General features: G+C 64.8%; 13 protein-coding genes. 3 read left to right on the top strand and 10 right to left on the bottom strand.

Annotated features, from left to right (window positions below; all coding sequences use genetic code 11):
* Nucleotides 1-85: 85 nt before the first annotated feature.
* The 5 genes from phnK to phnG are packed head-to-tail and all read right to left on the bottom strand — an operon-like array spanning nucleotide 86 to nucleotide 4,028.
* On the bottom strand, nucleotides 86-862 hold the full coding sequence (gene phnK / locus RFM68_RS00290; RefSeq protein ID WP_320230664.1) for a phosphonate C-P lyase system protein PhnK: 777 nt from the start codon (nucleotides 860-862) through the stop codon (nucleotides 86-88).
* Nucleotides 859-1,839: an alpha-D-ribose 1-methylphosphonate 5-phosphate C-P-lyase PhnJ gene (locus tag RFM68_RS00285; protein ID WP_320230663.1), complete on the bottom strand. Its 981-nt coding sequence runs from the start codon at nucleotides 1,837-1,839 to the stop codon at nucleotides 859-861. The genes phnK and RFM68_RS00285 overlap by 4 nt, the downstream gene beginning before the upstream one ends.
* Nucleotides 1,836-2,948, bottom strand: a complete 1,113-nt coding sequence (locus tag RFM68_RS00280) for a carbon-phosphorus lyase complex subunit (protein ID WP_320230662.1) — start codon at nucleotides 2,946-2,948, stop codon at nucleotides 1,836-1,838. Before RFM68_RS00280 ends, RFM68_RS00285 begins: the two co-directional genes overlap by 4 nt.
* A gap of 1 nt (nucleotide 2,949) precedes the next feature.
* Complete coding sequence (gene phnH, locus RFM68_RS00275) at nucleotides 2,950-3,567, bottom strand: phosphonate C-P lyase system protein PhnH (protein ID WP_320230661.1); 618 nt, start codon at nucleotides 3,565-3,567, stop codon at nucleotides 2,950-2,952.
* Complete coding sequence (gene phnG / locus RFM68_RS00270; protein WP_320230660.1) at nucleotides 3,567-4,028, bottom strand: phosphonate C-P lyase system protein PhnG; 462 nt, start codon at nucleotides 4,026-4,028, stop codon at nucleotides 3,567-3,569. The genes phnH and phnG overlap by 1 nt, the downstream gene beginning before the upstream one ends.
* A gap of 134 nt (nucleotides 4,029-4,162) precedes the next feature.
* On the opposite strand from phnG, the gene phnF reads away from it, so the two are divergent.
* A complete protein-coding gene (gene phnF, locus RFM68_RS00265) occupies nucleotides 4,163-4,900 on the top strand; it encodes a phosphonate metabolism transcriptional regulator PhnF (RefSeq protein ID WP_430694808.1) in 738 nt (245 codons plus the stop codon).
* Nucleotides 4,901-4,907: 7 nt separating this feature from the next.
* Here phnF and RFM68_RS00260 read toward each other — a convergent pair whose 3' ends face one another.
* From RFM68_RS00260 to RFM68_RS00240, 5 genes are all read right to left on the bottom strand, one after another.
* Nucleotides 4,908-5,924, bottom strand: coding sequence for a zinc-binding alcohol dehydrogenase family protein (locus tag RFM68_RS00260; RefSeq protein ID WP_320230658.1), 1,017 nt, complete (start codon nucleotides 5,922-5,924; stop codon nucleotides 4,908-4,910).
* Nucleotides 5,925-5,998: 74 nt separating this feature from the next.
* Nucleotides 5,999-6,964, bottom strand: coding sequence for an ABC transporter permease (locus tag RFM68_RS00255; RefSeq protein WP_320230657.1), 966 nt, complete (start codon nucleotides 6,962-6,964; stop codon nucleotides 5,999-6,001).
* The gene (locus tag RFM68_RS00250) at nucleotides 6,961-8,514 is read right to left on the bottom strand and encodes a sugar ABC transporter ATP-binding protein (RefSeq protein WP_320230656.1); all 1,554 of its coding nucleotides are present in this window, start codon (nucleotides 8,512-8,514) and stop codon (nucleotides 6,961-6,963) included. Before RFM68_RS00250 ends, RFM68_RS00255 begins: the two co-directional genes overlap by 4 nt.
* Nucleotides 8,515-8,647: 133 nt before the next feature.
* Nucleotides 8,648-9,643 (bottom strand): ABC transporter substrate-binding protein, encoded by a 996-nt coding sequence (locus RFM68_RS00245; protein ID WP_320230655.1) that lies wholly within the window; start codon nucleotides 9,641-9,643, stop codon nucleotides 8,648-8,650.
* 338 nt (nucleotides 9,644-9,981) lie between these two features.
* A complete protein-coding gene (locus RFM68_RS00240) occupies nucleotides 9,982-11,487 on the bottom strand; it encodes a UxaA family hydrolase (protein ID WP_320230654.1) in 1,506 nt (501 codons plus the stop codon).
* A 255-nt stretch (nucleotides 11,488-11,742) separates the two neighbouring features.
* Here RFM68_RS00240 and RFM68_RS00235 point away from each other — a divergent pair, with 255 nt between their 5' ends.
* Both RFM68_RS00235 and RFM68_RS00230 read left to right on the top strand, forming a co-directional pair.
* Nucleotides 11,743-12,645, top strand: coding sequence for a GntR family transcriptional regulator (locus RFM68_RS00235; protein WP_320230653.1), 903 nt, complete (start codon nucleotides 11,743-11,745; stop codon nucleotides 12,643-12,645).
* A 169-nt stretch (nucleotides 12,646-12,814) separates the two neighbouring features.
* Nucleotides 12,815-13,162, top strand: coding sequence for a hypothetical protein (locus RFM68_RS00230; protein WP_320230652.1), 348 nt, complete (start codon nucleotides 12,815-12,817; stop codon nucleotides 13,160-13,162).
* The last annotated feature ends 17 nt before the right edge of the window (nucleotides 13,163-13,179 follow it).

Here is a 13,179-nt window from a genome sequence, read left to right as displayed (position 1 = left end):
GCCGGCGTTCTACCCTCCCCCTTGTGGGGAGGGTCGCTGCGAAGCAGCGGGGTGGGGGTAGGTGCCAGGGAAATGCGTTCCATCGTCAAACCTGCAAAATCGAGGACACGAGTAGCTGCGTATAAGGCGCGCGCGGATCGTCGAGCACGCGGTCGGTGAGGCCGCTTTCGACGACGCGGCCGTCCTTCATCACCATCATGCGCTGCGACAGAAGCCGCGCCACCGCGAGGTCGTGGGTGACGACGATCGCGGCGAGGCCAAGATCGGTAACCAGCCCGCGCAAGAGGTCGAGCAGGCGCGCTTGCACCGAGACGTCGAGGCCGCCGGTCGGCTCGTCCATGAACACCAGACGCGGGCCTGTCACCAGGTTGCGGGCGATCTGCAGGCGCTGGCGCATGCCGCCGGAGAAGGCGCGGGGCTCGTCGTCGATGCGGTCCTCGTCGATCTCGACGCGCGACAGCCAGTCGACGGCGGTGGCGCGGATCTTGCCATAGTGGCGGTCGCCGACAGCCATCAGCCTTTCGCCGACATTGGCGCCGGCCGATACGGTCATGCGCAGTCCGTCTGCCGGGTTCTGGTGGACAAAGCCCCAGTCGGTGCGCATCAGGAAGCGGCGCTCGGCCTCGCTCATGCGGTAGAGCTCGCGGAGCTGGCCGTCGCGCATGCGATAGCTCGCCGTGCCGGAGGAGGGCAGCAACCTTGTCGACAGGCAGTTGAGCAATGTCGTCTTGCCGGAACCGGATTCGCCCACGACCGCCAGCACCTCGCCCGGCCAGAGGTCGAAGGTGACGTTCTCGCAGCCGACACGCGAGCCGTAGAATTTGGAAAGCGCTGAGACGCGCAGCAGCGGTTCGTCGGTCATTTTGCCTCCCGACCCTCCCCCTTGTGGGGAGGGTCGGCGCGCAGCGCCGGGGTGGGGGTGGAAGAAAGAGAGGATTGGCCGTTCCCCCCACCCGCGCCTTCGGCGCAACCTCCCCGCGAGGGGGAGGTAGGATTGTCGCGCCGCTTCTCGCAGTGGTCGGTGTCCGAGCAGACGAACATGTGGCCGCCATGGTCATCGAGGATGACCTCGTCGAGATAGACGTTCTCGGCGCCGCAGAGCGCGCAGGGCTGGTCGAAGGTCTGGACTTCGAAAGGATGATCCTCGAAATCGAGGCTGACGACGTCGGTGAAAGGCGGCACCGCGTAGATGCGCTTCTCGCGGCCGGCACCGAACAGCTGCAAAGCCGGCGAACGGTGCATCTTCGGATTGTCGAATTTCGGCGTCGGCGAAGGGTCCATCACATAGCGGCCCTCGACCTTGACCGGATAGGCATAGGTGGTGGCGATGCGGCCGTGCCTGGCGATGTCTTCGTAGAGCTTCACATGCATGAGGCCGTATTCCTCCAGCGCATGCATTTTTCGAGTCTCGGTCTCGCGCGGCTCGAGGAAGCGCAGCGGCTCGGGGATCGGCACCTGGAAGACCAGCACCTGGCCCGCCGTCAGCGGCTGCTCGGGAATGCGGTGGCGGGTCTGGATGATCGTTGCCTTCGCCGTCTCCGTGGTAACGGCGACATTGGCGACCTTCTTGAAGAAGGCCCGGATCGAGACGGCGTTGGTGGTGTCGTCGGCGCCCTGGTCGATGACTTTCAGAACATCATCCGGGCCGATGATCGAAGCGGTGACCTGCACGCCGCCGGTGCCCCAGCCATAAGGCATCGGCATCTCGCGCGAGGCGAAGGGAACCTGGTAGCCGGGAATGGCGATGCCCTTCAGGATGGCGCGGCGGATCATCCGCTTGGTCTGCTCGTCGAGATAGGCGAAGTTGTAGGTGGCGATCTCTGTCGGTTGCGCGGTCATTCCGCGGCCTCCCTCTTCTCTTCGGCTTTGCCCTCATTCATGCGCGCTTCGTATTCGGCGCGCATGCGGCGCACGAGGCCGAGCTCGGCCTGGAAGTCGACATAATGCGGCAGCTTCAAATGCTCGACGAAGCCGGTCGCCTGGACATTGTCGGAATGCGAGATGACGAACTCCTCGTCCTGCGCGGCGGCGACGATATCCTCGCCGAGCTCGCCGGCGCGCAGCGCGCGGTCGCACAGCGCCATGGCCATCGCTTTGCGTTCGCTCTGGCCGAAGACCAGGCCGTAGCCGCGGGTGAATTGCGGCGGCGCCTTGGCCGAGCCCTTGAACTGGTTGACCATCTGGCATTCGGTAACGCGGATCGACCCGAGCGGCGCGGCGAAGGGCAGCTCCGTCACCTCTAGCTCCAGCTCGACCTCGCCGATACGCACCTCGCCGACGAAGGGGTGGTTGCGGGCGTAGCCGCGCTGCGTCGAATAACCGAGCGCCAAGAGAAAACCCTCGTCGCCGCGCGACAGCGCCTGCAGGCGAATGTCGCGCGCCATCGGGAACTGCAACGGCTCGCGTGTGATGTCGCCGGGCACATGGTCGAGCGGCATGTCGCCGTCGGCTTCGATCAGCCCTTCATGGGCGAGGATCGCTGAAACGCGCGGCATGGCCTCGGCCTCGACCGAACGCCGCGCGGGCGTCTCGACCTCGGCGCCGGCGGCGAGGTCCGGATCGAGCAGGCGGTGGGTGTAGTCGAAGGTCGGGCCAAGCACCTGCCCGCCGGGCAGGTCCTTGTAGGTGGCCGACACGCGCCGCTCGACCTGCATGGCGCCGGTATCGACCGGGTTGGTGTAGCCGAAGCGCGGCAGCGTGGTGCGGTAGGCGCGCACCAGGAAGATCGCCTCGATCATGTCGCCGCGCGCCTGGACGACGGCCAAGGCCGCAAGCTCGCGATCATAGAGCGAGCCTTCGCTCATCACCCGGTCGACGCCGAGCGCCAGCTGCTCGACGATCTGGTCGAGGCGCAGCGCCGGCACCGAGCGGTCGCCGCGGCGGCGATCGGCCAGCAGCCGATGGGCGTTGGCAATAGCGGCTTCGCCGCCTTTCACCGCGACATACATGTCATGCCTCCATGGTCTTGATGCGGGTGGTGCGCGGCAGGCAGGCGAGGCTGCCGGGCGCGGCCAGAATGATGTCGACGCCGCGCGGGAAACGCTGGTTGTTCTGCTTCCACTGCTCGACGAAATGGCGCGGCATGCCGGTCGGCGCGATCATCGCCGTCTTCTCGATGCCCGGGCCTTCAAGCAGCAGCGTCGGACCGGAACCGAGATCGCTGGTGAGCAGGATCAGCGTCGTCGAGCGGTCGGGATATTCCTGCGTACCTTGCGAGAAACCGTCGAGCGCCGCCATCTCCTTCGGATTGGCGATCAGGGCGAAATGCGCGTCGGCCGGCGTGTTGGCCATGGCCAAGGGCGCGCCGGTGTGAAAGCCGAGCCAGGCCTTGACCGAGGCTTCCGCCTGCAGCGGCGGATCGAGCCAGACCGGCGTATCGTTGTCGCAGAGTGCCAACGCTACGGCGCCGGCCGTCGCCGACAACGGCGCCGGCGGGTGAGCGAGCTGCGCGAGGGCCTGGACGGAACCGGGGCGAGCCATAGCGTCCATGATGGCTCGGAAGACGACTTGCGCGTCGAAGACCGGCTCAATGAAGCCGCCGTCGATCGATTGCGTGGCGATATTCATCAATCCTCTCCGCGCACCATGGTGAAGAAATCCACTTTCGTGGCCGCCGTCTCGACGCGGCGCGTCTCGCGCGCCGTGTCGTGCGCCGCGCGCAGGGGGGCGACCAGTTTCGTCTCGACCGCCTCGCGTTGCGCCGGATCCTGCCAGAGCGCGTCGGCTATCGCCGCGAGCCTTGCCTTGCCCTTGTCGCGGCCGAGCGCGTAGGAATGGCCGACCTGGCCGGATGGCAGACGCACCGTGGCGCGGGTGACCGTCGCCTCGCCGACATTGAACGGCGCGCCGCCGCCGCCGATCCGCCCGCGCACCGTCACCAATCCGGTTTCGGGGCCACGCAAAAGCTCCGCCTCCGAGGGCAGACCGGCCTCGTTCCACAGACGCGCGATGTCGTCGGCCGCAGCGTGTGCCAGCGTTGCCATCATGGCCTTTCGCCCGGCCTGCTCGCGCGCTTCCCGTCCTCGCATGGCGTCGCTCCCTGCATGCAGAAATTTGTCTATTGATATAGACAACTATACAAATTATACTCACCTCGTAACGGGAGTCCATGACGGGTGGATGACAACCCGGGAAAAATGCGCGGGGGCGATAGGTGGTCGGACTGGCAAGCAGCATTGAAAGGCGTAACGGCGTGTCGCTGTGGCGGCAGATCGCCGACAGGATCCTGCAGGGGATTGCGAGCGGCGATTTCGCGGAGAATGCGGCACTGCCGCCTGAAGTCGTGTTGGCCGAGCGATACGGCGTCAACCGTCACACGGTGCGCAGCGCTATTGCAGCACTTGTGCAGGAAGGCGTGCTGAAGGCCGAGCAGGGACGCGGCACCTTCGTCTTGTCGCGCAAGCGGCTGTCCTATCCGATCGGCGCACGCACGCGCTTCTCGACCGGACTGCAGGGGCAGACGACCGAGCGGCATATCGCGCTGCTTTCGTCATCGACCGAACCGGCCAGCCGGCGCATCGCCGAGTCGCTGGGCATTGCCAAGGGCGCGGTCGTCATCCGCCTGGAGACGCGCGGCGAGGCCGACGGTCACCCGGTGTCGCGTGCAACGACCTGGTTCGACGCCAAACGCTTCGCCGGCATCGAAGCGGCAATGGCGGAGACAGGATCGATCACCGCCTCGCTGAAGCGCTTCGGCATCAATGATTATCTTCGGAACTCGACGGTGCTGTCGGCACGGCACGCCGATGCCGACGATATTGCCGCGCTGGATCTGCAGCCTGGCGCCATCGTGCTGGTCACCGTCGCCGTCAACGTGACGCTCGACGGCCAGCCGATCCAGTTCGCGGAGTCGCGCTTTCCAGCGGAGCGGGTGGAACTCAGGCTCTCGGCCAACGATTAGAAGCGTCCTATCCGACCTCGATGATCGCCTTGATCAGGCCGGATTTCTCATGCGTCCACCGTGCCAGATCACGCGGCGTTTGGCCAAGCGTCGTGCGGTGGGTGACGAGTTTGTCCAACGGCACGGCGCCGTTGCGGATCGAAGCCGCGACATGGTCGAAATCGGCCCTTAGCGCATTGCGGCTGCCGACGAGCGTCATCTCGCGCTTGTGGAACTCGGGATCGGAGAAGGTGATGTCGTCCTTGACGACGCTGACCAGCACCAGCGCGCCGCCATGCGCGACATGGGCGAAGGCCGACTGCACCGACCGCGTGTTGCCGGTCGCGTCGAACACGAGGTCGAAACCTTCACCGTCGGTTGCCTGCCGCACCAGTTCGGCGGCGGTTGCCTTCGAACTGTCGAGCGGGGCAAAGCCGAGTTCCTTTTCGGCGAAGCCGAGACGCTCGGTGCTCATGTCGAGCAGGCTGACGTCCAGCCCGGCGATGCGCGCGAAAATCGCCGTGCCGAGGCCGATCGGGCCGGCGCCGATGACCAGCGTGCGCGCGCCGGGCATGCCAAGCGAGCGGCGCACCGCGTGCGCGCCGATGGCCAGGAATTCGACTGTGGCGGCGTCGGCCAATGACAGGCCGTTTGCCGGATAAAGGTTCTGCGCCGGCACCAGGATCTCGTCGCACATGGCGCCGTCGCGGTGCACGCCCAGCACTTCGATCTTCACGCAGCAATTCGGTTTGGCGTGTCGGCAGGCAACGCATTTGCCGCAGGCGAGATAGGGGTTGACGATCACCGGCTCGCCGACGGCAAGGTCGACGCCTTCACCTCTCTCGGCCACGGTGCCCGCAACCTCGTGGCCCATGATGCGCGGATAGGCGAGGAAAGGGTGCTTGCCTTCGAAGATGTGGTAGTCGGTGCCGCAGATGCCGACATGGCTGACCGCGATGCGCGCCCAGCCGGGCGGAGGCGCGCCGGGGTCGGCGCGGTCTTCGAGGACGAGATCGCCGGGCGAGCGGCAGACGACGGCTTTCATTGGGCAAATCCAGAGTTCAAAAAAGCGCGCCGGCCTCGGTTGAACGGGGCCGGCGCGGAAGTTTCAGGGAGGATTCATTTGCCGCGACGGCGCAGACCGTCGAAGTAGACGATGACGATGATCAGCAGGCCGGTGATGATCCGCTGCCAGAAGGCATTGACGTTGAGCAGGTTGGCACCGTTGTTGATGGTGGCGAGGATGAAGGCGCCGAGCAGGGGCCCGTGCACCGAACCCACCGCGCCGAACAGCGAGGTGCCGCCGATCACCGATGAGGCAATCGCCTGCAGTTCCCAGCCCTCGGCCTGGGTAGGGTTGCCGATGCCGATGCGCGAGGCGAGCAGCACGCCGACGAAGGCCGCGCACAGGCCGGACAGCGTATAGGCCATGTAGATGGTGCGCTGCACGTTGACGCCGGACAGGCGCGACGCCTCGGCATTGGAGCCGACCGAGAACAGATAGCGGCCCCAGCGGCTGTGATGCAGGAAGACGTAGGCCGGGATACCAACCAGGATCACCATCCAGAACAGATTGGGGATGCCGACGAAGGAGTTGCGCGAGAACTCCTGGAAGGCGTCGTTGTTGATCGAGATCGAATTGCCGTTGGTCATCAACAGGCCGATGCCGCGCAGGGACGTCAGCGTCGCCAGCGTGATGATGAAGGGCGGCAGACCCATCTTGACGATGCCGAAACCGTGGAACAGGCCGATGGCGACGCCGACCAGAAGCGTGATCAGGATCGCGGCGAAGACCGGTATGCCGGCATTGATCAACATGGCGGCGATGACGGTGGTGAAGCCGACCACCGCGCCGACGGAAAGATCGATGCCGCCGGTGATGATGACGAAGGTCTGGCCGACCGCCAGGATGGCGATCATCGAACCTTGCCGCAGCAGGTTCGAGATGTTGTTGGCCGAGGCGAAGCTCGGCGTCGCCAGCGACAGAATGACCCACAGCAGAACGAGCAGCGCCAGCAGCGTCAGCCCGAACAGGGCGTTGTAATTTCGCTTGGGCTTTTCGGCGGCGATGGCCTCGGTGCTCATGTCTGACCTCCCTGTTTTTCTTGTTTCTCGGCGAGCGCCTGCGTGAGAATTTCCTCGTGATCGGCGCTGTGGAAGCCATGCGTGGCGACCAGCTTGCCGCGCCGGAACACATGCAGCGTGTCGGCGAGCTCGTAGACTTCCGGCAGATAGGACGAGATCAGGATGATGCCGGCGCCCTTCGATAGAAGCACGCTGAACAGCCGGTAGATCTCGGCCTTGGTGCCGACGTCGACGCCGACCGTCGGCTCGTCGAAGATGAACAGCTTGGCGCCATGCGCCAGCCATTTGCCGATGACGATCTTCTGCTGGTTGCCTCCGGACAGGCTGGAGGCAAGCGCATGGCGCGTCGGCGTCTTGATGCGCAGATCGGCGATCTGGCGGTCGGCCTCGGCCTTCTCCTTCGCACCGGAGATCAGCAGGTTGCTCGAGATGCGCTTGTAGATCGGCAGGTTGAGGTTCATGCCGACCGGCAGATTGAGGCACAGGCCCTGGTCGCGGCGGCTTTCCGGCGCCAGCGCCATGCCCAACCTAATCGCATCGTGCTCGGAGTTGACCTGGACCTCCTTGCCCTGCCACAGGATCTGGCCGGCCGACTTTTTGTGGCGGCCATAAAGCGTGGTGACGAACTCGCTGCGGCCGGCGCCGATCAGGCCGTAGAGGCCGACGATCTCGCCCTCCCGGACGGTCACCGAGACATTCTCAAAACCTTTGCCCGAGAGGCTCCTCGCCTCGACGACGGTGGCGCCGGGCGTGAAATGCTCCTTGTGGTAGATCTGCTCGATCGAGCGGTTGATCATCAGCTTGACCAGCTCGGGCTCGTTGGTCTCGGCAATGTTGCGGGTGCCGACGAGCGTGCCGTCACGCAGTACGGAAACGCGGTCGGCGAGCTCGAACACTTCCTCCATGCGGTGGCTGATATAGATGATGGTGACGCCTTCGCCCTTCAGCCGGCGGATCAGCTTGAAGAGCTGGTCAGCTTCCTTGCGGGTGAGGTAGGCGGTCGGCTCGTCGAAGATCAGGAATTTTGTGCCGCGCACGGTGGCGCGGGCGGCGGCGATCAGTTGCTGCTGGCCGATGGTTAGATCGCCGAGCACGACATGCGCCGGCAGGTCGAAGCCGAGCCCGTCGATGATCTTCTGCGCTTCCTTGACCATGGCGCGCTGCTGTAAGAGGCCGAAGCGGGACTCCTCCTCGCCGAGGAACATGTTGGCGGCGACGGTGAGATGGCGGCACAGCACCACCTCCTGGTGGACGGCGTTGATACCCAGCGCCATCGCCTCATGCGGGGTGGCCAAAGCCGCCGGCTTGCCTTCCCAGATGACCTCGCCCGAGGTGCGCGGCATAACGCCGGTCAGAAGCTTGATCAGCGTCGATTTGCCGGCGCCATTCTCGCCGACAATGGCGTGGATCTCACTCGCCTTGAAGGCAAGGTGAACGGGCTTCAGCGCATGCGTGCCGGGATAGCGCTTTTCGAGGCCGTTGAGTTCGAGGATCGTCCTGCCCGGCTGCAGCGTGGGGGCCGGGTGCAGTTCCTGCGCGGTGGACGTCATGACAATCCTCCCAGATTGGTCTCAACCGTTTTTGGGTACGCAGCGATGCGTCTTCAGGTGCGCATCTTGATGGAAGCCGCTGGTGGCGGATGTTTCCGGGGCGCCAGGCCCCGGAAACGATAAGTCACGATGCTTACTTGAGCTTCGGGTTGAGCAGCGCGTCGATCTTCGGGTCCTTCATATTGGCCTTGGTGACGAGGTTCGCGCCGGTGTCGACATTGGCCTCGACCTTCTCGCCCTTCGAGGCGGCCAACGCGGTCTTGATGCCGTCATAGCCCATCCGGTACGGATCCTGGACGACGAGGCCGGAGATGACGCCGTCATTGAGGAACTTGATCAGCTTCTCGTCGCTGTCGAAGCCGATCAGCCCCACCTTGCCGGCAAGGTTGTTCTCGGCGATCGCCTGGCCGACACCCTGCGCCATGATCAGGTTGGAGGCGAAAATGCCCTTGAGGTCCGGATTGGCGGTAATCAGGTCGGTCGCGATGTTAAGACCGGTCGTGGCCTGGCCATCGGCGTATTTGTCGGCGACGAGCTCGAGGCCGGGATACTTCGCCTTGAGCTGTTCCTTGAAGCCCTGGGCGCGCTGCTCGAGCGAGCCGGCGCCTGGCAGCGCGGTGATCAGCGCAACCTTGCCCTCGACCTTGCCGCCATTGGCGGCGCCGATCGCGGCAGCCAGACCGTCAGCGGCGACGCGGCCGCCCTGAACGTTGTCGGTGGTCAGGAACGAGGTAAAGGCCTTGGAGTCGGCGCCGGAATCGATGCCGATGACCTTGACCTTGGAGGCCGCCTCATCGATTGGCTTGCCGAGCGCCTTGGCTTCTGTCGGCGCGATGACGACGGCGGCCGGGTTGCCAGCGACGGCGTTCTCGAGGATCGAGATCTGGCCGTTGACGTCGGTCTCGGCCTGGGCGCCGAGCTCCGGCACGTTGACGCCGAGATCCTTGCCGGCCTTGCGGGCGCCGGCCAGAACGATCTGCCAGTAGAAGGAGGTGGTGTCCTTGACGATGATCGGAATGGTCACGTCGGCCGCCGAGGCGGGGGCGGAATGCATCGCGCCGGCAAGCATCGAAGCGGCGGCTAAAGCCACGAAAGCACGGCGGTTGAGAAGGCTGGTCACGAATTTCATTTAGGTTCCTCCCTAAAGTCGCCTGGTGAAGGTTCGGAAGCTCCATCTGGATAGGCGCGGCCCAAACGGAACTTTATCAATAAAAAACAGATGCCGCTTTTTGATAGTGCATCGCCATGGTCGATGCAAGCGGTGTCTGGTGCCATTTGCGTGATGCTGGTTGGGGCTTGTTCGGCTCTGCCGGCTCTTCCCTGGCAGCACACACAGGTGCTTCCGTTCCTCCTTGTCGAGATGGAACATTAATTCCACTATTCTGTCAATATGGAATATTCATTCCCTCGTTGAATCGTAGGATTATGAAGGTCGGCAGCGCTTCCGCCGCGATAATGGTCCGCGGACTAAAGCGTTGCGCCGAGATGCCAGGGCACGAACTCGTTGTCGCCATAGCCGAACGCCTCGCTCTTGGTCTTGCGGCCGGACGCGGTCTCGATGATCAGCTCGAAGAGCTCGCGGCCCATGCCGGCGATGGTCTTCTCGCCCGAGGCGATGACGCCGCAATTGACGTCCATGTCCTCTTCCATCTGGTGATACATGGTCGAATTGGTGGCGACCTTGATCGACGGCGTCGGCCGGCAGCCGAAGCAGGAACCGCGGCCGGTGGTGAACACGATGACATTGGCGCCGCCCGCGACCTGGCCGGTGGCCGAGACCGGATCGTAGCCGGGCGTGTCCATGAACACCAGGCCGCTGCCTGAGACCTTCTCGGCATAGCCGAAGACGCCATTGAGCGGCGTCTGGCCGCCCTTGGCAACCGCGCCAAGCGACTTCTCCAGGATGGTGGTCAGGCCGCCGCGCTTGTTGCCGGGCGAGGGGTTGTTGTCGATCGAGGCACCGTGCTTGGCGGTATGGTCCTCCCACCACTTCACATAGCCGTCGAGCTTGGCGGCGATCTCGGGCGATGCCGCGCGGTAGGCAAGCAGATGCTCGGCGCCGTAAATCTCGGTCGTCTCGGACAGTATGCCGATGCCGCCGCAGCCGGCCAGGATATCGACAGCCGCGCCCAGCGCCGGATTTGCCGTGATGCCGGACATGCCGTCCGAGCCGCCGCATTGCAGGCCGACGACGATCTCGCTGACCGGGATCGGCTCGCGCTGCAAATGGCCGACTTCCTCGGCGATCTCGGCCAGCACACCCATCGCCTTCTCGACCGATTTGCGCGAGCCGCCGGCTTCCTGGATGTTGAAGTGACGCTTGCCCGCCGCGGCGCCTTTCTGGCCGTAAAGGGTGAGTTGGTTGACCTCGCAGCCCAGCCCCACCATTAGGATGCCGCCGAAATTCGGGTGGCGCGCATAGCCGGCGAGCGTGCGGTGCAGAACCATCATGCCGTCGCCGGTGGCGCTCATGCCGCAGCCCTGGCCATGCACGATCGGCACGAAGCCGTCGATGCCGGGATATTTCGGCAGCAGCGTGCGGTTGGCTTCGTCGGCGATGGCATGGCAGACGGTCGACGAGCAATTGACGCTGGCGATGATGCCGATGAAGTTGCGCGTGCCGGCGCGGCCGTCGGCGCGGCGATAGCCCATAAAGGTGCGCTTGCGGTCGGCCGCGGTGGCGTGCTCGGCCTCGCTCGGCGGCACCACCGGCAGGCGGCCGCTCTCGAACACCAGATTGTGCGAGTGGACATGCTCGCCGGCCGCGATGTCCTGCGTGGCGCGGCCGATCGCCTGCGCGTATTTCACCACTGCTTCGCCCGCCGCGATCGGCTTGATCGCCACCTTGTGGCCCGGCTCGATCACCGCCGCCGCGGCGGCGCCGCCCGGCAATATAGTGCCGATCTCGAGACGGCCGTTGGCGACGGCGACATTGTCGGCGGGAGAAAGAAGGATGGTGTTTGCGACGTTCACGGGCGGTTGTCCTGGGTGGATCCTGGGAGGGCGGGCGGATTGACTTGCGCCCGTTTAAAGGTAATGTCTTTTATCGTGAAAAAACATTTTTGCGTCAATTGTTTTTTCACCACGGGTGGCTCGCGCCTCATAGAGGCCCGCGGTTGCCCATTTGGCAAGCCGGCGAAAAACGTTCGCTTTTCGGAGGCTTGCGCTAGAAACACCGATCATATCGCGCTTCCGGCAGGCCGCCGCAAGCGTTGGGGGATACGGGGCATGTCGAAGAGCAACAATGTCTACAAGGACGCCTTCAACCGCTGCCTCAGGCTGCTCGACGAGAACAAGAGCCTGCCATCGGAGCCTGAGCTCGGCACGCTGCTCGGCGTCAGCCGCACCACCGTGCGCAGCATTCTTGCGCGCATGGAGGAGACCGGGCTGATTGACTGGAACAAGCGCAACAAGACGGTGCTGCGTGCGCCGCGGCCGGAAGATTTCTTCCCCGAAGAGGAGACCGACTCGCTGGCCGAGATCATCGAGCGCTCCTTCATGCGGCGCCTGCTCGCCGAGGGCGCCGAGGCCGGCATGCAAATCAACGAGCTGGAGCTGGCGCGCGAGATCGGCGTCGGCACCACCAGCGTGCGCGAATTCCTGATCCGCTTCTCGCGCTTCGGGCTGATCGAGAAGCGGCGCAACAGCCACTGGGTGCTGAAAGGTTTCACGCGCGCCTTCGCGCTAGAGCTGACCGAGATACGCGAGATGTTCGAGCTGCGCTCGGCGGCGGCTTTCGCCGCGCTGCCGGAGGATAGCGCGGTCTGGGTAGACCTCGACATGCTGGAGGTCCAACACCGCCAGCTCGCCAGCGAGATCGCCACGCGCTTCAACGAATTTTCCGAACTCGACGAGCGCTTCCACCGGCTGATCCACCGCGCTTCCCACAACCGCTTCATCGTCGACTTCTACGATGTGATCGCGATGATCTTCCACTACCACTACCAGTGGAACAAGGCCGAGGAGCGCCAGCGCAACGAGGTCGCGGTCCAAGAGCATCTCGCCTATATTGCCGCGCTGAAGTCGCGCGATCCCGTCAAGGTGGATGCCGCCTGCCGCAAGCACCTGAAGTCGGCGCGCCAGACGCTGCTGACCTCCATTCCCGAAGGACGGCAGGCGCAGCCCGCCTGACAAGTGCACAATCATTTGGCAGGTGCCCATCGCGCATTTGGCAGGTGCCCATCGCGCCGCGTTGCCGCAGCGCGGTTTTGCCGATTTTCCGGCCGCATCGTCCGTGTTAGGGTCGACGCGTTTCCAGGAGAGGGGACTTGCGTTGGATATCCGGCTGAGACGATGGAGCATGCCGGCCGCGTTCGTCGCGGCGCTGCTCTTGCTGCTTCAGTCCTCTCTCGGCGCTTTCGCCTTCGGCGCGCCTTCGCAGTTCGATGCTTTCGGCAACGTCATTTGCACGCATGAAGGGGCCGTAAAACTCCCCGGCGGCGATCCGCACCAACAGCATATGCCGGCCTGCTGCTCGCTCGGCTGCAACATGGTCTCGCCGGCGAATCTGCCGCCGCCGGTTGCCGGCGCGCTGACCAGAACCCGGATTTTCGAAAACGTCGCCTTCCAATTTCCAGCCTTTCGGCACCAGGACTTCGCCCGCGACCGTTCTCCGGCCAATCCGCGCGCGCCGCCGGTAATGGTCTGATCCGCGGAAACTTTTCG

Source organism: Mesorhizobium montanum (assembly GCF_033977145.1).
GTDB classification, from domain to species: Bacteria; Pseudomonadota; Alphaproteobacteria; order Rhizobiales; family Rhizobiaceae; genus Mesorhizobium; species Mesorhizobium montanum.
The sequence above is the reverse complement of the archived record's forward strand: the minus strand, read 5'-3'. Positions and strand labels throughout refer to the sequence as shown.

Coding starts and splice junctions, on each gene's coding strand:
- RFM68_RS00255 (WP_320230657.1), bottom strand. CDS start 6,964: ATGAGCACCGAGGCCATCGCCGCCGAAAAGCCCAAGCGAAATTACAAC.
- RFM68_RS00250 (WP_320230656.1), bottom strand. CDS start 8,514: ATGACGTCCACCGCGCAGGAACTGCACCCGGCCCCCACGCTGCAGCCG.
- RFM68_RS00285 (WP_320230663.1), bottom strand. CDS start 1,839: ATGACCGCGCAACCGACAGAGATCGCCACCTACAACTTCGCCTATCTC.
- phnK (WP_320230664.1), bottom strand. CDS start 862: ATGACCGACGAACCGCTGCTGCGCGTCTCAGCGCTTTCCAAATTCTAC.
- RFM68_RS00230 (WP_320230652.1), top strand. CDS start 12,815: ATGCCGGCCGCGTTCGTCGCGGCGCTGCTCTTGCTGCTTCAGTCCTCT.
- RFM68_RS00260 (WP_320230658.1), bottom strand. CDS start 5,924: ATGAAAGCCGTCGTCTGCCGCTCGCCCGGCGATCTCGTCCTCGAAGAC.
- phnG (WP_320230660.1), bottom strand. CDS start 4,028: ATGCGAGGACGGGAAGCGCGCGAGCAGGCCGGGCGAAAGGCCATGATG.
- RFM68_RS00245 (WP_320230655.1), bottom strand. CDS start 9,643: ATGAAATTCGTGACCAGCCTTCTCAACCGCCGTGCTTTCGTGGCTTTA.
- RFM68_RS00280 (WP_320230662.1), bottom strand. CDS start 2,948: ATGTATGTCGCGGTGAAAGGCGGCGAAGCCGCTATTGCCAACGCCCAT.
- RFM68_RS00235 (WP_320230653.1), top strand. CDS start 11,743: ATGTCGAAGAGCAACAATGTCTACAAGGACGCCTTCAACCGCTGCCTC.
- phnH (WP_320230661.1), bottom strand. CDS start 3,567: ATGAATATCGCCACGCAATCGATCGACGGCGGCTTCATTGAGCCGGTC.